Source organism: Bradyrhizobium sp. CCBAU 11386, from assembly GCF_028128955.1.
Classification (GTDB): Bacteria; Pseudomonadota; Alphaproteobacteria; order Rhizobiales; family Xanthobacteraceae; genus Bradyrhizobium.
Genome location: NZ_LBKA01000236.1, coordinates 24685 through 43288 on the forward strand (window position 1 = coordinate 24685; position 18604 = coordinate 43288).

12 protein-coding genes are annotated in these 18604 nt (G+C 67.0%); 11 read left to right on the forward strand and 1 reads right to left on the reverse strand.

All coding sequences use genetic code 11. The features are described from left to right. The first annotated feature begins 9 nt into the window (after positions 1–9). Positions 10–753 (forward strand): ParA family protein, encoded by a 744-nt coding sequence (locus XI09_RS24465; RefSeq protein ID WP_271569133.1) that lies wholly within the window; start codon positions 10–12, stop codon positions 751–753. Between the two features lie 170 nt (positions 754–923). Here the strand turns inward: XI09_RS24465 and mutM are convergent, their stop codons facing one another. Further along, complete coding sequence (gene mutM, locus XI09_RS24470; RefSeq protein ID WP_092190395.1) at positions 924–1805, reverse strand: bifunctional DNA-formamidopyrimidine glycosylase/DNA-(apurinic or apyrimidinic site) lyase; 882 nt, start codon at positions 1803–1805, stop codon at positions 924–926. An 81-nt stretch (positions 1806–1886) separates the two neighbouring features. Here mutM and ubiE point away from each other — a divergent pair, with 81 nt between their 5' ends. The 10 genes from ubiE to addA all read left to right on the forward strand — a co-directional run bounded on the left by ubiE (position 1887) and on the right by addA (position 18563). After that, positions 1887–2648 (forward strand): bifunctional demethylmenaquinone methyltransferase/2-methoxy-6-polyprenyl-1,4-benzoquinol methylase UbiE, encoded by a 762-nt coding sequence (gene ubiE, locus XI09_RS24475; protein ID WP_271569134.1) that lies wholly within the window; start codon positions 1887–1889, stop codon positions 2646–2648. Next, positions 2645–4219 carry a 2-polyprenylphenol 6-hydroxylase gene (gene ubiB / locus XI09_RS24480; RefSeq protein WP_271569135.1) on the forward strand — a complete coding sequence of 525 codons (1575 nt, stop codon included), beginning with the start codon at positions 2645–2647 and terminating at the stop codon, positions 4217–4219. Before ubiE ends, ubiB begins: the two co-directional genes overlap by 4 nt. Before the next feature lie 57 nt (positions 4220–4276). Beyond that, complete coding sequence (gene coaBC, locus XI09_RS24485) at positions 4277–5716, forward strand: bifunctional phosphopantothenoylcysteine decarboxylase/phosphopantothenate--cysteine ligase CoaBC (protein ID WP_271569136.1); 1440 nt, start codon at positions 4277–4279, stop codon at positions 5714–5716. Next, positions 5713–6171: a dUTP diphosphatase gene (gene dut / locus XI09_RS24490; RefSeq protein ID WP_271569137.1), complete on the forward strand. Its 459-nt coding sequence runs from the start codon at positions 5713–5715 to the stop codon at positions 6169–6171. The genes coaBC and dut overlap by 4 nt, the downstream gene beginning before the upstream one ends. 191 nt (positions 6172–6362) lie before the next feature. Next, positions 6363–8867 (forward strand): PAS domain-containing sensor histidine kinase, encoded by a 2505-nt coding sequence (locus XI09_RS24495; protein ID WP_271569138.1) that lies wholly within the window; start codon positions 6363–6365, stop codon positions 8865–8867. After that, positions 8864–10408 (forward strand): tRNA (adenosine(37)-N6)-threonylcarbamoyltransferase complex ATPase subunit type 1 TsaE, encoded by a 1545-nt coding sequence (gene tsaE, locus XI09_RS24500; RefSeq protein WP_271569139.1) that lies wholly within the window; start codon positions 8864–8866, stop codon positions 10406–10408. The genes XI09_RS24495 and tsaE overlap by 4 nt, the downstream gene beginning before the upstream one ends. 87 nt (positions 10409–10495) lie before the next feature. Continuing rightward, on the forward strand, positions 10496–10813 hold the full coding sequence (locus XI09_RS24505) for a PilZ domain-containing protein (protein ID WP_271569140.1): 318 nt from the start codon (positions 10496–10498) through the stop codon (positions 10811–10813). Positions 10814–10979: 166 nt separating this feature from the next. Beyond that, entirely contained in the window at positions 10980–11702 is a 723-nt protein-coding gene (locus tag XI09_RS24510) for a nucleotidyltransferase family protein (protein ID WP_060909556.1), read from the forward strand. Between the two features lie 211 nt (positions 11703–11913). Then, positions 11914–15060 (forward strand): double-strand break repair protein AddB, encoded by a 3147-nt coding sequence (gene addB, locus XI09_RS24515; protein WP_271569141.1) that lies wholly within the window; start codon positions 11914–11916, stop codon positions 15058–15060. After that, on the forward strand, positions 15054–18563 hold the full coding sequence (gene addA / locus XI09_RS24520; RefSeq protein WP_271569142.1) for a double-strand break repair helicase AddA: 3510 nt from the start codon (positions 15054–15056) through the stop codon (positions 18561–18563). The genes addB and addA overlap by 7 nt, the downstream gene beginning before the upstream one ends. The last annotated feature ends 41 nt before the right edge of the window (positions 18564–18604 follow it).

The following is an 18604-nucleotide window of genomic DNA, read 5'->3' on the forward strand; positions in this document are numbered from 1 at the left end:
TTATCTTCCATGCACACGATCGTACTGGCCACCCAAAAGGGCGGCAGTGGCAAGAGCACGCTTGCCATCGGCCTCGCGCTGGCAGCCAAGCAGGCCGGCTTCACCGTCCGCCTGATCGAGACTGACCCGCAGGGCACCCTGTCCAACTGGCAGCGACGTCGCACCACCGAGGATCTCGTGGTCGAGCCGATCTATCACGCCGCCGACATCGGGCCTCGCCTGAACATGCTGGCTGACAGCGGCCTGCAGCTTGCGATCGTCGACACCGCGGCCGGCCTCAGCGCCGCGACCACCGCTGCGATCCGTCATTCCGATCTCTGCCTGATCCCGGCCCGCCCGAGCGTCGCCGACATCGAGGCGACCGCCTCGACGCTGAGCGTCGCGCGCGCCTGGAAGCGGCCCTACAGCTTCGTGCTGAACCAGACGCCGATCCGCGGCCAGCGCATCGACAATGCCGCCAACACGCTCGCCGAGGAAGCCGCGCTCGATCTCGCCGAGGTGCTCGCGCGTCCCCTGATCGCGATGCGCAACGACCACCAGGATTCACTCGCCAGCGGCCTCGCCGTCAGCGAATTCGCGCCGAACGGCAAGTCGGCGGACGAGATCCGCGGCCTCTGGCAGTGGATCGAGACCCGGCTCGAGCTCAGCGCCACGACCAATGTCCTGATTGACCAGGTCATCCCGGCCACGGACGGCATGCTGCATGCCGCCACCGAGCTTGCGGCGGACGAGACCACGACACTGACGTCCTGAGCGGGGCGATCGCTCAGGCGGCAGCCGGCCCTTCACCATCCGGAAGGGCCCAGCGACGAAGCAATCCGGCCACCAGCCCGGCCGGATTGCTTCGCTGCGCTCGCAATGACGCTCGTGGCAGGCGCGGCCCCTCACAGAGACTTACGGCCTCTCGGCTGCGAGCCTGATCCTCACTTCTGACATTTCGAACACCAGAAGGTCGACCGGCCGTTCTGGTTGAAGCGCTTGATCGTGCCGCCGCAAGCAGGCGTCTTGCAGGTCTCGCCCTCCCGGTCATAGACCTTGAACGAGTGCTGGAAGTAGCCGAGCTCGCCTGTGGTCTGGCGATGGTCGCGCAGTGACGATCCGCCGGCCTTGATGGCGTCGTTCAGCACGGTGTGGATCGCACCGACCAATCTCTTCGCATGATCTGTCGGCTCGCCCTTCCTGGTCGACAGCGTCGCGGCGATGCGGCGCGGCGAGAGATGAGAGCGATGCAAGGCCTCGCAGACATAGATGTTGCCGAGCCCGGCCACCACGCGCTGGTCGAGCAGCGCGGCCTTCAGGCTCGTGGTCTTGCCTTCGCAGGATCGCGCCAGCATCGCGGCATCGAATTCGTTGCCGAGCGGCTCGGGGCCGAGGCCGCGCAACAGCGGCTCGTCTTCGAGCGCGTTGCGCGCGATCACTTTCATGTAACCGAAGCGGCGCGGATCGTTGAAGACGATGTCGGCGCCCGAGGACATCCGAAACAGCACATGGTCATGGGTGGTGTCTTTGCCACGCGGATAGTGAAATTCGCCAGGTGCGGCGTCATTGTCCGGTTTGATGACGCGAAACGAGCCCGACATGCCCAGATGCATCAAGAGCACGTCGCCGGAGGCCAGATCGGCCATGAGATATTTTGCGCGGCGGCCAAGCCCCGTGACGACCTGCCCCTGGAGCCGGGCCACGAAATCCGGCTGGAACGGAAAGCGCAAGTCCGGACGGCGGGCCTCCGCGACGACGATTTTCGCACCCTCCATGACGGGCTGAAGGCCGCGGCGGACGGTCTCGACTTCGGGCAATTCAGGCATGGTCAGGCATTCACCTTATGAGGGCGGTGTGATAGCGCCATTGCGGCGGGCGCGCTATGGTCCGCCTCGTGGAGTAGAGTAATGGATCGGCCGGGCGAAACCACGCATTTTGGCTTCAGGGACGTTCCCCTGGGGGACAAGCAGACGCTGGTGAATGATGTGTTTCACAGCGTTGCGTCGCGCTATGACCTGATGAACGACCTGATGTCCGGCGGCCTGCACCGGGTCTGGAAGGATATCATGATCAACGCGCTGGATCCGCCGAGGAGCGACCGGCCGTTCGCGTTGCTCGACGTCGCCGGCGGCACCGGTGACATCTCGTTCCGTGCCGCCAAGGCGGCCGGCCCCGGCTTCCACGCCACGGTCTGCGACATCAATTCCGACATGCTTGCCGTGGGCCGCGAGCGCGCCGCCAAGCGCCATCTCGAGACCCAGGTCGACTTCGTCGAAGGCAATGCCGAAGCGCTCGCTTTTGCCGACCGCAGCTTCGACGCATATACGATCGCTTTCGGCATTCGCAACGTGCCGCAGATCGACCTGGCGCTGCGTGAGGCCTATCGCGTGCTGAGGCCCGGCAGCCGCTTCCTGTGCCTGGAGTTCTCGACCGTCGAGATGCCCGGCCTCGACAAGCTCTATGACCTGTTCTCGTTCAAGGTGATCCCGCCGCTCGGCCGCATGATCACGGGCGACGCCGAGTCCTATCAATATCTCGTCGAATCGATCCGCAAGTTTCCCAAGCCCCACGCCTTCGCCGACATGATCCACAACGCCGGCTTCGCCCGCGTGAACTGGCAGATATTGTCCGGCGGCATCGTCGCACTGCATTCGGGCTGGCGTTTGTGATTTCTGCCATCACCCACACTGCGCGCCTGATGCGCGCTGCGTTCGTGTTCGCGCGCGAGGGCGTGTTCGGCTCCGTCGATCCGAGCCTGGTGCCGCCGCCCGGGCAGCTCGCGCTGAAGCTTGCGCGCATCGTCGAACGGCGCGGTCCAAAGCACGGACCACGACTGTCGCGTGCGCTGACCCGGATGGGCCCGGCCTATCTCAAGCTCGGGCAGTTTCTGGCCACGCGCCCCGACGTCGTCGGCGTCATCATGGCGCGCGATCTGGAAAGTCTCCAGGATCGCCTGCCGCCGTTTTCGCAGGAAGAAGCGGAAGCAGCGATCGCGACCTCGCTGGAACGCCCGCTGAAAGACGTGTTTACGAGCTTCGGCCCGGCGGTCGCCGCCGCCTCGATCGCACAGGTGCATCGCGGAGAAGTCTTGCGCGACGGCATTCGCAAGTCGGTCGCGGTCAAGGTGCTGCGGCCCAACGTCGCCTCGCGCTTCCGCCGCGATCTCTCCGATTTCTTCTTCGTCGCGTACAAGGCCGAGGCCTATTCGTCCGAAGCGCGGCGCCTGCGCCTCATCGAGGTCATCAACACCATGTCGCGCTCGGTCGCGATGGAGATGGATCTGCGGCTGGAAGCAGCGGCGCTGTCGGAGATGGCGGAGAACACCCTCGACGATCCTGATTTCCGCGTTCCGACCGTCGATTGGGACCGCACCACGCATAACGTGCTGACGATGGAGTGGATCGACGGCATCGCGCTGAACGATCACAAGCGCCTGGAAGAAGCCCAGGTCGATCTGCCCGATCTCGGCCGCAAGGTGATCCAGAGTTTTCTGCGCCACGCGCTGCGCGACGGTTTCTTCCATGCCGACATGCATCCCGGCAATTTGTTCCTGGACGATACCGGCCGCCTCGTCGCGGTCGATTTCGGCATCATGGGCCGGCTCGGGATGAAGGAGCGGCGCTTCCTCGCCGAAATCCTGCTCGGCTTCATCACGCGCGATTATCGCCGCGTCGCCGAGGTGCATTTCGAAGCGGGCTACGTGCCTGCGCACCACTCGGTCGAGAATTTCGCGCAAGCGATCCGCGCCATCGGCGAGCCGATCCACAACCGCACCGCCGAGGAGATCTCGATGGCGCGGCTGCTGACGCTGCTGCTCGAGGTCACCGGCCTGTTCGACATGACGACGCGGCCCGAGCTGATCCTGCTCCAGAAGACCATGGTGGTGGTCGAAGGCGTCGCGCGCGTCTTCGATCCCAGGCTCGACATCTGGAAGGTCGCCGACCCCGTGGTGCGTGAATGGATCGAGCGCAATCTCGGACCGATCGGCCGGGTGCAGGGCGCGATTTCCGGCGGCGGCGACCTCGCCCGCGTGCTGATGCGCCTGCCCGATATCGCGCAGCGCTCGGTCGCGGTGCTCGAGCAGCTCGAGACCATGACGCGGGAGGGCATCCGGCTGTCGCCGGAGAGCATCGCCGCGATGGGCCGCAGCGAGGGCCGCAAGAACCGCTGGCGCACCGTGGCGCTCTGGATCATCGCCGCGACCTTCATCGGAATCCTGATCGCCGTTCGGAATCTTTGATTGCATTGCAATCATGATGATGATAGCATCGCTATCATTCCGTGCCGGAGGGGCGTCATGGCAAGCCTGACCATCCGCAAGCTCGACGAGGGTGTCAAAACCTATCTGCGGCTGCGTTCGGCCAAGAACCACCGGTCCGTCGAGGAAGAGGTCCGGGTCATCCTGCGGGAGCTGATCGAGGGCCGTGAGGAGCCGCTGACGCCATTTGCGGTGCCGCCTGCGGCATCCACCGCTCCGGCGCCTCAGCGCACCGGCGCCCTTCCCGAGGCCAGCGTCACCCTGATCATCGGCGGCGGGATCGCGGCCTTTAAATCGCTCGACCTGATCCGAAGGCTGAAGGAGCGGCGCATCGAGGTCCGCTGCGTGCTGACCAAGGCGGCGCAGCAATTCGTCACGCCGCTCTCGGTCAGCGCGCTCTCGCATGAGCGCGTTTATACCGACCTGTTCGATCCGCAGAGCGAGTTCGACGCCGGCCATATCCGCCTCGCGCGTGACTGCGATTTGATCGTGGTCGCCCCCGCCACCGCCGACCTGATGGCCAAGATGGCGAACGGCCATGCCGACGACCTCGCCAGCGCCATCCTGCTCGCGACCAATCGCAAGGTGCTGCTGGCGCCGGCGATGAATCCGCTGATGTGGAACAACGCGGCGACCCGCCGCAACGTTGGCTTGCTCCAGCGCGACGGCGTGGTGCTGATCGGGCCGAATTCCGGGGAGATGGCCGAGGCGGGCGAGGCCGGAATCGGCCGCATGTCGGAAGCGATCGAGATCGCCGCCGCCGCCGAGCGCCTGCTGCGGCCGCCGGTGCCGCGTCCGCTTGCCGGCAAGCGCGTGCTGATCACTGCGGGCCCCACCCACGAGCCGATCGACCCGGTGCGCTACATCGCCAACCGCTCTTCCGGCAAGCAGGGCTTTGCCATCGCCGCTGCTGCGCACGCCGCCGGCGCCGAGGTGATTCTGGTGAGCGGCCCGGTCGATCTTGGAGATCCCCAGGGCGTGAGGGTGAAGCATGTGGAATCGGCGCGGCAGATGCTGGAGCAGGTGCAGGCGGCCCTTCCCGTCGACATCGCGATCTTCGCCGCCGCGGTCGCCGACTGGCGTGTCGCCAATGAGGGCGAGCAGAAGCTGAAGAAGACCTCGGCCGGCATGCCGCCGCTTCAGCTGGTCGAGAACCCCGACATCCTCGCCACGATCTCGAAGCTGACCGACAAGCGCCCGCCGCTTGTGATCGGCTTCGCCGCCGAGACCGAGCACCTCATCGACAACGCCAAGACAAAGCTTGCCCGCAAGGGCTGCGACTGGATCGTCGCCAACGACGTCTCACCGGCGACCGGCGTGATGGGCGGCGACCGCAACACCGTGCATTTGATTAGTCGCAGGGATGGAGAGATTGCAGTTGATTCCTGGCCTGTGATGACCAAGGAACAGGTCGCTATCGAACTGGTCGCGCATGTCGCAAAGAGCGTGACCGGCAAATCCCTGGAGTCCGCATCTTGAGCACGAAGGTCACCGTCGAACTGCAGCAGCTAGCCCACGCCGAGGGCCTGCCGCTGCCGACCTATCAGACGGCGGAGGCTGCCGGTCTCGATCTGATGGCCGCGGTTCCGGACAGCGAGCCGCTGACGCTTGCATCCGGCCAATATGCGCTGGTGCCGACGGGACTTGCGATCGCGTTGCCGCCCGGGCACGAGGCGCAGGTGCGGCCGCGCTCGGGACTTGCCGCCAAGCACGGCGTCACGGTGCTGAATTCGCCCGGAACCGTCGATGCGGACTACCGCGGCGAGATCAAGGTGATCCTGATCAACCACGGCGCGGCCCCCTTCGTGATCAAGCGCGGCGACCGCATCGCGCAGATGGTCATTGCGCCCGTGGTTCAGGCCGCGCTGGTTCCCGTGGCGACCTTGTCGGCGACCGATCGCGGCGCCGGCGGCTTCGGCTCGACCGGCCGCTAACGCACGGCAATTCCAGCCGAATCACCCGAAGAACTACGTGAACCGGGAACCGCGCACCCGGCATTTTTGTGGGACCGCCTTTGCGTTCACGATCTGGACTCTTACCGCTGGAGTCGCGGTGAGGGTATTGTCGTTTGATTCGCGCGCGACGGGGGTCGCCGCGCGCAAATTCGTGCGGTCTTGGGGCAACTATGTCAGGCGTGATCGTGTCGATGCGTCGGACGCTGCTATCGTGCACATCGCTCGTGCGCAACGGCCTGATCGGGAGCGCTCTCGCGGCGCTGCTGCCGGCTGCGCCGGCTGAGGCCGCCGACTTCGTCGACGCACTCTCGGAATTGCTGGACTTCAACCGGCAGGAACTCGCGGTGCTCGCCACCGCGCTGGCGCTGCTCGGCTTCTCGGTGGTGGCCGCGATCCTGTTGATGCGCACGCGCGTGCGCACGGCGAAGAACGAGGCGCGGCTGCGCGCGCGGATCGGGGAACTGCAACTCCAGGCCGACCGCTTCGGCGCGCTGCTGTTCGCCGAGCCGCAGATCCTGATCTCCTGGCCGGCCGGCGACAATCGCGCGCAGATTTCCGGCGACATCTCGATGGTCCTGCCGCGCGACTCCTCCCCGCAGCCCCTGCTCGCCTTCGGAACCTGGCTGCCGCCGGAACCCGCCCTCCAGATGGACCACGCCGTGGATGCGCTGCGCGACCGCGGCGACGGGTTCCAGCTGACGCTGACCACCGCGCACGGCCACACGCTCGAAGCCATCGGCCGCGCCATCGGCGGCCAGGCCATTGTCAGGATTCGCGAACTCTCGGGCCTGCGCCGCGATCTGGCCGAGACCAATCTGCGCTACAAGGCGCTCTCCGACGAGACCGAGATGCTGCGCGGCTTCGCTGCCACGGCACCCTGGCCGATCTGGGCCAAGGGCGAGAACGGCGCGCTCACTTTCGCCAACCCGGCCTATGTCCGCGCGACCGAGGCTGCGAGCTTCAGCGACGCCCAGGAGCGCAAGCTCGAGCTGCTCGACAGCGCCGACCGCAGCGCCATGGAACGGGGACTGAAGGACGCGGCCAATTTCACCTCCCGGCTGCCGATCGTGATCGGCGGCGAGCGGCGCATCTACGACGTGCGCGCCGTCAATGTCGGCCGCGGCAGTGTCGGTGTCGCGATCGACGCCAGCGAGGCGGATGCGCTGAGCTCGGCGCTGGTGCGGATGGCGGAGGCGCATCGCCGCACGCTCGACCAGCTCTCCTCCGGCGTCGCCGTGTTCGACGGCCAGCGGCGCCTCGCCTTCTACAACGATTCCTACCGGCGGCTGTGGGACCTCGACCGCTCGTTCCTCGACGCCGATCCCGATGATTCCAGCGTGCTGGACCAGCTCCGTGCCGCGCGAAAACTGCCGGAGCAGCCCGACTTCCGCGCCTGGAAGGCCAAGCTGCACGAGGCGTATCGCGCCGTCGAGGCCGCCAAGGACACCTGGTACCTGCCCGACGGCCGCGCCCTCTCGGTCGTCACCACGCCGAACCCGGAAGGCGGCGTCACCTATCTGTTCGACGACGTCACCGAGAGCCTCGAGCTCGCCCGCCGCTTCGACGGCATGATCCGCGTCCAGCGCGAGACGCTGGACAGCCTCGCCGAGGGCGTCGCGGTGTTCGGCAGCAACGGCAAGGCGCAGCTGTTCAACCCGGCCTTCGTCCGGATGTGGAAGTTGTCGAGCGACGCGATGCGCGACGAGCCGCACATCCAGACCGTCGAAGGCTGGTGCCATCAGCTGTTCGACGACCCCGTGGTCTGGCGGCAGATCCGCGAGGCCGTCACCTCGATCGAGAGCCGCGCCGACGTGCCGCTGAAGCTGGAGCGCAAGGACGGCAGCGTGCTCGACGGCATGATCCGGCCGCTGCATGACGGCGCGACCATGCTGACGTTCCAGGACATCACCGACACCGAAAACGTCGAGCGCGCGCTGCGCGAGCGCAACGAGGCGCTGGAGACCGCCGACCAGATGAAGGTGGATTTCGTCCACCACGTCTCCTACGAGCTGCGCTCGCCGCTCACCACCATCATCGGCTTCGCACATTTCCTCAGCGATCCCTCGACCGGACCGCTGACGCCGAAACAGGCCGAATATCTCGACTACGTCACCAAATCGACCAACGCGCTGCTGGCGCTGACCAACAACATCCTCGATCTCGCCACCATCGACGCCGGCGCGATGAAGCTGGAACTCGGGCCGGTCGACGTCAGCAAGGCCATCGAGCTCGCCGCCGAAGGCATCCAGGACCGGCTCGCCACCGACCGTATCCGCCTGAAGGTCGAGATCGCGCCCGATATCGGCAGCTTCATCGGCGACGAAAAGCGCGTGGTGCAGGTGCTCTATAACCTCCTCGCCAACGCCGTCGGGTTTTCTCCACAGGATTCCACCGTCGGCATCAGCGCGCGCCGCACCGAGCACAGTGTGGTCTTCACTGTGACAGATTCCGGGCCTGGAATACCTGCCGACATGAAGGACAAGGTGTTCAACTGGTTCGAAAGCCGCTCGCAGGGGTCGCGTCACCGCGGCGCCGGGCTCGGCCTGTCGCTGGTGCGCTCCTTCGTCGAACTGCATGGCGGCAAGGTGCGGGTGGATTCGATCGTGGGCAGGGGCACGGTCGTGATCTGCGACTTCCCGACCGACCGGGCGGCGCATCGCGACGCCGCCGAATGAGCGCGCCAACCACATTCTCCGTCGCGCTTCACAACGAGGCGGCCACCGCGCAACTGATGGCCGATCTCGCGCTGCTGGTCGGCCCGGGCGATGTCATCACGCTCACCGGCGACCTCGGCGCCGGCAAGACCGCGGCCGCGCGCGCCATGATCCGCTACCTCGCCGCTGACGATGCGCTGGAAGTGCCAAGCCCGACCTTCACCCTGGTGCAGGGCTATGAGCTGCCGCCGTTCCCGGTCATGCATGCCGATCTCTATCGGGTCGAGGACGAGAGCGAGCTCGAGGAGATCGGGTTGTCGCCGCTGCCGGACGCCACGCTTGTTCTGATCGAATGGCCGGAGCGCGCGCCGTCGGCGATGCCCGCGGATCGCATCGACATCGCGCTCACGCATCGTCCGGCTCTGGGCTCGAATGCGCGCGCGGCCGACGTCACCGGTTACGGCAAAAGCGCAGCCCAGGTCGCGCGTCTGAAAGCGCTGCGCGAATTCCTCGACGCATCCGGCTATCTCGACGCGACGCGGCGGCGCATGAACGGCGACGCCTCGACCCGCTCCTACGCGCGGCTGGTGCGCGACGACGAGATCGTCATCCTCATGAACTTTCCGCAGCGCCCCGACGGCGCGGCGCTCTACGACGGAAGATCCTACAGCGCCGCGGTGCATCTCGCCGAGAACGTCAGGCCCTTCGTCGCCATCGACGAAGGCCTGCGCGCACAAGGAATCTCTGCGCCCGCGATCCACCACTGCGATCTCGACCACGGCTTCCTCATCACCGAGGATTTTGGCAGCGAAGGTGTGATCGAAGGCGAGCCGCCGCGCCCGATCGCCGAGCGTTACGAGGCCGCGACCGATGTGCTGGCGGTGCTGCACGGCAAGACGCTGCCGGAGACGCTGCCGCTGGACGGACAGACCTACGCCATTCCGGTCTTCGACACCGAGGCGATGCTGATCGAAATCGGATTGATGCCGGAGTGGTATCTGCCCGATCGCAACGCGCCGCTGAGCGAGGCGAAGCGCGCGGAATTCCTTGCGATGTGGCGCGAGCTGCTGAAGAAGCCGCTGGCCGCGCCGAAGACGTGGATCATCCGCGACTATCACTCGCCCAACCTGATCTGGCTCGGGATGCGCACCGGCATCGAACGCGTCGGCGTGATCGATTTCCAGGACACCGTGCTGGGGCCGCAATCCTACGACGTGGTGTCGCTGCTCCAGGACGCCCGCATCGACGTGCCCGAGAATCTCGAGCTGACGCTGTTGTCGCGCTACATCAAGGCGCGCCGCGCTGATGATGCGAGCTTCGATCCGGCCGGTTTCGCCGAGCTCTACGCCATCATGTCGGCGCAGCGGAATACCCGCCTGCTCGGCACCTTCGCCCGGCTCAACCGCCGCGACGGCAAGCCGCATTACCTGCGCCACCAGCCGCGGATCTGGACCTACCTCCAGCGCTCGCTGGCGCATCCCGCGCTCACCCATTTGCGCGACTGGTATCTCGCCAACGTCCCACCACCCCAAGAACCGGCACCAGAATCGCCACAAGGCTGATTCGGGCCGATTTACCGGCTGTTAGCCAAGACGTCGGTATTCTGGCGGCAACGCAGCCGGATAATTGCGGGGCTGGAGCAAGGGCAGATGGCGGTGAAGACGGACCAGCGCAGCAACAGCCGGGTTGTTTTCGAGCGTGGGATTCCGGCCCAGATGATGGGAATCGACGGCACGTGGCGGCGCGACTGCACCATGGAGGACGTCTCCCAGAGCGGCGCCAAGCTGACCATCGACGGTTCGGTCGAAGGCCTCCATCTGAAGGAATTTTTTCTCCTGCTGTCGTCCACCGGACTCGCGTACCGGCGCTGTGAGCTGGCCTGGGTCAATGGCGACCAGATCGGCGTCAATTTCCTCAAGCTCGGCGACAAGAAGAAAAAGGCACGTTCCACATCCGTCGGGGCGTAACGGCCACACCCGTCGTACAACCGTCACGGCAGGTGGCTAAGGCGGTTGAGATGCGGTGCGGCTGAACGAGTCCCGTGCTAGGATTGCTGCGAACGCGAATTCCAAGAGTCATTCCGAGAGTTCTGAGTCCACGAGGCTGAGAAAGACGAATCTGAGAAAGCAAACGATGTCCGTCAAACCGACCAAAGCCATGGTGCTCGCCGCAGGGTTCGGCCTGCGCATGCGTCCGTTGACGGACAAGATGCCGAAGCCGATGGTGCCGGTGGCGGGCCAGCCGCTGCTGGACCACGTGCTCGACAAGCTCGGCCAGGCCGGCGTGACCGAGGCGGTGGTCAATGTGCACTACCTGCCGGACCAGATCATCGATCACGTCGCATCGCGCCAGCATCCGCGCGTGACCATCTCGGACGAGCGCAACCAGGTGCTCGGCACCGGCGGCGGCGTGGTCAAGGCCCTGCCTCTACTCGGCAACGCGCCGTTCTTCCATGTCAATTCCGACACGCTGTGGATCGACGGCGTGCGCTCCAACCTGGCGCGTCTTGCCGAAAACTTCGACCCCGCGCGGATGGACATCCTGCTCTTGATGGCGCCGACCGCAACCAGCATCGGCTACAGCGGCCGCGGCGATTACGGCATGCTGCCCGACGGCGCCCTGCGCAAGCGCAAGGAAAAGGAAGTCGTTCCGTTCGTCTATGCCGGCGCGGCGATCCTGTCGCCGTCGATCTTCGCCGATGCGCCGCAGGGCGAGTTCTCGCTGACCAAGATGTTCGACCGCGCCAACGAGCAGGAGCGCCTGTTCGGCCTGCGCCTCGACGGCGTCTGGATGCATGTCGGCACGCCTGATGCCGTGCATGCCGCGGAAGAGGCGTTTCTGGAAAGCGTGGCGTAGGCTGCCCTCGAGCACATGCAAGGGTGGGCAAAGCGAAGCGTGCCCACCGCCTGAGCTGAAAACTCGGTGAAGAGACGTGGTGGGCACGGCGCAAGTGCGCCTTTGCCCACCCTACGGAGTCTCGCCGAACAGCGGGGACGACTTCACCTCCGCCCATGACCATTTGAGTCCGCCTCCCTATATTGGCGCCTGATCCCGAATCAGGCAGCCGATGCGCGTTTTCAGTGTTCCCATCTCAGTTCCGTTCCTGCGCACGGTCGTCACGGCCCTGCTCGACGGCCGGCTGGTCGAGGGATTCGAGGCGCGCAAGGAGCCGGCGCGGCTCGCGGACGCCACGCTCTACCTGCCGACCCGGCGCGCCATGCGCGTCGTCCGCGAGATCTTCCTCGACGAGATGAAGGCAGACGCCGTCGTGCTGCCGCGTATCGTCGCGCTCGGCGACATCGACGAGGACGAGCTCGCCTTCGCCGATGAAGGCGAGCAGTTTTCCGGCGCAACGCCGCTCGACATCCCGCCGCGCCTTGGCGAGCTCGAGCGACGGCTGACGCTGGCACAGCTCGTCGCGGCTTGGGCCAAGGGCCCGGTGCTGTCGCCGCTGGTGGTCGGCGGCCCCGCCTCGACGCTGGCGCTCGCCGGCGATCTCGCGCGCCTGATCGACGACATGGTGACGCGCGGCATCGAGTGGAGCGCGCTCGACGGCCTGGTGCCGGACCAGCTCGATCGCTACTGGCAGCACTCGCTCGAATTCCTGCGCATCGCGCGCATCGCCTGGCCCGGCCATCTTGCCGAGATCAACCGGATCGAGCCCGCGGCGCGGCGCGACCTCCTGATCGCGGCGGAAGCGAGGCGCCTGACCGCGCATCCCCATGGGCCCGTGATCGCGGCCGGCTCGACCGGCTCGATGCCGGCCACCGCAAAATTCCTGCATGCGGTCGCTTCGCTGCCGCATGGCGCCGTGGTCCTGCCGGGCCTCGACACCGATCTCGACGATGACGCCTGGCGGACCATCGGCGGCGTGCGCGATGCACTCGGCAAGTTCGCGGAGCATCCGGCGTCGAACCATCCGCAATATGCCATGCACGCGCTGCTGGAGCGCTTCGGCATCAAGCGCGGCGACGTCGAGCTGCTTCAGCCGGCAGCGGAAGGCGGTCGCGATCTGCTGGCATCGGAGTCGATGCGGCCGTCGGCCAAGACGGAAGTCTGGCACGACCGATTGAAGCAACCGGATGTCGCGGCAAAGATCGCCGGCGGCATGAAGAACCTCGCGGTCGTCGAGGCCCCGAACCCTGAAATGGAAGCGCTGGCGATTGCGATCGCGATGCGCGAGGCGCGGCAGCTCGACAAGTCGGCGGCGCTGGTGACGCCGGACCGCGCGCTGGCACGGCGCGTGATGGCTGCGCTCACCCGATGGGATCTCGCCTTCGACGATTCCGGCGGCGACGTGCTGATGGAAACGTCCGCCGGCGTTTTTGCGCGCCTTGCGGCCGAAGCGGCGACCAAGGGATTGGAGCCGCCGACGCTGCTGGCGATGCTGAAGCATCCATTGTGCCGGCTCGGCCGGCTGCCTGGCGCATGGAAGGCAGCGATCGAAGGCCTGGAGCTCGCCGTCTTGCGCGGCACGCGCCCGCCTGCAGGCACAGCAGGCCTGCTGCGTGAATTCAACCGCTTTCGCGAGGAACTGGCAAAGCTGTGGCGCAACGAGGTCTCCGCGCTCCACAAGGCCGAGCCGCGCGCACGCCTCAAGGCGGAGGATCTCGATCGCATCCAGGCCCTGATCGATGCCTTGCGACAAGCATTGGCGCCGATCGAGAGTCTTGCGTCATCAAAGCCGTATGACTTCGCCGAGCTCGCGCATCGACATCGCGAGATCATGATCGAGCTGTCACGCGACGACCAGGGCATCCCGCTGGCCTTCGAGGAGCGCGAGGGCCTCGCGCTCGCCAGCGCCTTCGACGATCTCCTGCGCGGCGGAACGACCAGCGGATTGATGGTTCCGCTGCCTGATTACCCCGACGTCTTCCAGACCGCGTTCGGCGATCGCGCGGTACGGCGACGCGACAGACCGGGGGCGCGGCTCCAGATCTACGGCCCGCTGGAATCGCGCCTGATGCAGGCCGACCGCATCATCGTCGGCGGCCTGATCGAGGGCGTCTGGCCGCCGGCGCCGCGCATCGATCCCTGGCTGAGCCGGCCGATGCGGCATGAGCTCGGCCTCGATCTGCCGGAGCGGCGCATCGGCCTCTCCGCCCACGATTTCGCACAACTGCTCGGCGGAGATGAGGTGATCCTCACCCATTCCGCCAAGGCCGGCGGCGCGCCGGCGGTGGCTTCGCGTTTCCTGCACCGGTTAGAGGCGGTTGCGGGCGACGATCGCTGGAAGGCGGCCATTCGCGCCGGCGAGAAATACGTGCAGTTCGCTGCTACGCTGGACCAGCCCGACGAGGTCAGGCCGATCAAGCAACCCGAACCGCGGCCACCGCGCGCGACACGGCCGTTGAAGATGTCGGTGACCGCGATCGAGGACTGGCTGCGCGATCCCTACACGATCTACGCCAAGCACATTTTGCGGCTCGACGCGCTCGATCCCGTCGACATGCCGCTGTCGGCCGCAGACCGCGGCTCGGCGATCCACGATGCGATCGGCGAATTCACGGAAAGCTATGCGACGCGCCTGCCCGACGATCCCGCCCGCGTGCTGCGCGCGATCGGCGAAAAGCATTTCGCGCCGCTGATGGAGCGCCCCGAGGCGCGCGCGCTGTGGTGGCCGCGCTTCCAGCGCATCGCGCGCTGGTTCGGCGAATGGGAGACGGCACGGCGCGACGTGGTCGAGACGATCACCGCGGAGACCCGCGGCGAGATCTCGATCACGCTCGACAATGAACGCAGCTTCCGCCTCTCCGCCCGCGCCGACCGCATCGAACGGCGCCAGGGCGGCGGCTATGCGATCCTCGATTACAAGACCGGCCAGCCGCCGACCGGCAAGCAGGTCCGCATGGGCCTGTCGCCGCAGCTCACGCTGGAAGCGGCGATCCTGCGCGAGGGCGGCTTTCCCGATATCGACGCCGGCTCGACCGTCAGTCAGCTCGTCTATGTCCGCCTCAGCGGCAACAATCCGCCCGGCGAGGAGCGCATCCTCGAGCTCAAGATCAAGCAAGGCGACGAGCCGCAGCCACCGGACACCGCGGCGGCCGAGGCGCGCCGCAAGCTGGAAGCGCTGATCCGCGCGTTCGAGGACGAGAACCAGGCCTACACCTCGCTGAACCTGCCGATGTGGTCCAACCGCTACGGCACCTATGACGACCTCGCCCGCATCAAGGAGTGGTCGGCGGCCGGCGGATTGGGGATCGAGGAATGGTAAAGGCGCCACGCCCAATCCCCGACGAGGTGCGCGCGCGGCAGGCGCGTGCATCCGATCCAACCGCATCGGCCTTCGTGTCGGCCAATGCCGGCTCGGGCAAGACGCACGTGCTGGTGCAGCGCGTGATCCGCCTGCTGCTCTCGGGCGTGCCGCCGGAAAAGATCCTCTGCATCACCTTCACCAAGGCCGCCGCCGCCAACATGGCCGAGCGCGTCTTCACCACGCTCGGCCATTGGGTGACGCTGGACGACACCGCGCTCGATGCGGCGATCCGTGCCGTCGGCATCCCGCATCCCAACGCAAAACTGCGGCGCGAAGCGCGAAAACTGTTCGCCTGCGCGCTGGAGACGCCTGGCGGACTGAAGGTGCAGACCATCCACGCGCTGTGCACCCGCCTGCTCCAGCAGTTTCCGTTCGAGGCCAACGTGCCGGCGCGCTTTTCCGTCATCGACGAGCGCGACCAGACCGACATGATGGAACGCGCCAATCTGAAGGTGCTGCTGGACGCCGCACGCGACCCGGAAAGCGTCACCGGCCGTGCGCTGCTGACCGCGATGGCCAGCGCCGCCGACGTCACCTTCAAGGAAGTGGTGCGCGAGGCTTGTCTGAGCCGCGATCATTTCATGGCCTGGACCGACGAGGCCGGCAACGCCGAGGCGGCTGCCGCGCAGATGGCGGCCGTGCTCGGCGTTGACGCCGCCGATCGCATCGAGGACGTCGAGACGGAGATTCTCGACGGTCCGTTCCTGCCGCGATCGCGCTGGGACGACATCGCCTTTGCGCTGGAAGATGGAAGCAAGTCCGACAACGACCAGGCCAGCCGGCTCCGCGAGGCAAAAGCCTTTTCCGGCAGCGCGCAGGTCGACGCCTATCTCGGCGTCTTCCTCACCGACGAGAAGCTGCCGCGCAAGGCGGTGCTCACCAGGAAGTTTTGCGATCACAACCCCTCCGTCGCCCGCCTGTTCGAGAACGAGGCGCAGCGCATCAGTGGATTGATCGAGAAGCGCCGCGCGGTGACCATGCGTGACCGCACGGCGGCCCTGCTGCATATCGCGACCGCGGCTGCCGCGAACTACCGCCGCGAGAAGCAGGAGCGCGGCCTGCTCGACTATGACGATTTGATCGACAAAACGCTGGCGATGCTCAACCGCGTCTCCTCGGGCTGGGTGCACTACAAGCTCGACCGCGGCGTCGACCACGTCCTGATCGACGAGGCGCAGGACACCAGCCCGCGCCAATGGGACATCGTCGCGCACATCATCTCCGAATTCACCGCCGGAGAAGGCGCGCGCGAGGGGCTCAACCGCACGATCTTCGCCGTCGGCGACGAGAAACAGTCGATCTTCTCGTTCCAGGGCGCCGCTCCTCACGAGTTCGACGCGCGCCGGCGCGAGCTGCACCGCAAATTCACCGCCGCCGGGCTGAAATTCGATCCTGTTGCCTTCACCTATTCGTTCCGCTCGGGTGCCGCGATCCTGCATTCGGTCGATCACGTCTTCCGCGACCCCGCGATCTACAAGAGCATCCATTCGGTCGAGATCGGCCATCCCCTGCACAACGCGCTCGCCGATGCAGGTCCCAGCGTGATCGAGCTGTGGGACCTGGCTGAAGCCGACGATCGGCAGGACATCGAGGGCTGGCGCGCGCCGTTCGACGGCGTCGCCGTCACCAGCCCCGAGGTCAAGCTCGCCCGCCGCATCCAGGCCGAGATCAAGCGGCTGGTCGAAAGCGGCACGCTGACCGGACATGAAGGCGAACGCCGGCGGCTGCGCTACGGCGACATGCTGATTCTGGTCCGCCGCCGCGGCAACGCGTTCGACGCCGTGATCCAGGCGCTGAAGCACGCCAACGTGCCGGTCGCCGGCGCCGACCGGCTGAAGCTCACCGAGCACATCGGAATCATCGACCTGATGAACCTTGCGGACGCGCTGCTGCTGCCGCAGGACGATCTCGCGCTCGCGGTGGCGCTGAAGAGCCCGCTGTTCGGCCTCGATGACGACGATCTGTTTCAACTTGCCCATGGCCGCAAGGGCTCGCTGCGCCGAGCGCTCGGCGAGCACGCATCGACGAGCGAGAAGTTCGCCACGGCGTTGCGGCGCCTCGAGGCCTGCGAGACTCGCGCGCGCGAGGAGACGCCGTTCGCCTTCTATGCCTGGCTGCTCGGCGGCGACGGCGGCCGCGCGCGCATCCTGCGCCGGCTCGGCCATGAGGCCAATGACGCGCTCGACGAGTTCCTGGAGCTGGCGCTGAACTACGAGCGCAAGGCGCCGGCGTCGCTGCAAGGGTTTATGGCCTGGCTGCGGTCGGCCGACACCGAGGTGAAGCGCGACATGGAGATCTCCCGCGACGAGGTGCGGGTCATGACGGTGCACGGCGCCAAGGGCCTCGAAGCGTCCGTCGTGTTCATGGTCGACACCACGTCGTCGCCCGCGGACTCGCAGCGGGTCCGGCTGATCCAGGTGCCGCGCGGCAATGGCGGCGAGGTGGTGGTGTGGGCCGGCCGCAAGGCCGACGATCCCAAGCCTGTCGTCGAGGCGCGCAAGGCCATGCTGGAGGAGACCGAGGACGAATACCGCCGCCTGCTCTACGTCGCGATGACGCGCGCGGCCGACCGGCTGATCGTCGGCGGCTGCATGCCCGGCAATATGAGGACGGTCCGCAAGCTGAGCTGGTACGATTTGGTCGACACCGGGCTCACCGGCTCGAGCCTGGAGAAGCAGACGGTGGAGACGCCGCTCGGCAAGGTAACGCGATTCGCCCGGCCGGAGGACGCCGTTGCCCTCGGCACGCCCGCGACATCCGTGGATCGGACGATCGCGTTGCCGGACTGGCTGCGGACGCCGGCACCGCGCGAGATGCTTGACGACGATGCCGTGCGCCCCTCGGGCCATTCTGCGGAGGAAGGCCGCGCGGTGCGGTCAGGCGAATCGGTGCAGTCTCGCGCGCGCGCGCTGCAACGCGGCACGCTGGTGCATCGGCTGCTCCAGTCGCTGCCCGACATCGCCACCGAACGCCGGCGCGAGGCCGCGCTCGGCTTCATGGCGCGCAATGCCTCGGACTGGGCGGAGGCCGACCGCACCGCGCTGGCCGACAAGGTGCTCGCCTTGATCGCCGAGCCGCGCTTTGCCCCGGTCTTTGCCGCCGGCAGCCGGGCCGAGGTCGCCATCGTCGGCAGGCTGGAGCGGCCGGGCCGCACCCCGGCGCTGGTGTCGGGGCAGATCGACCGGCTGGTCATTCGTCCGGACGAGGTCCTGATCGTCGATTTCAAGACCAACCAGGCGGCGCCCAAAAGCGTGGCCGAGGCGCCCGCGGCCTATGTCCGGCAGCTCGCGCTGTACCGGGCGGTGCTGTCGAGGCTTTATCCCCAAAAGCCCGTCAGGGCCGTCCTGCTCTGGACCGAGGCCCTTGAATATATGGAGATTTCAGCCCCCGCGCTGGACGCGGCGCTGGCATCCCTTCATCTCAGTGTGAGCGTCCTTGACCCGGCAAGGGGCCGTTCATAGGTTGACGGCATGATCCCGGGCGCGATTCCCATCCGCGCCGA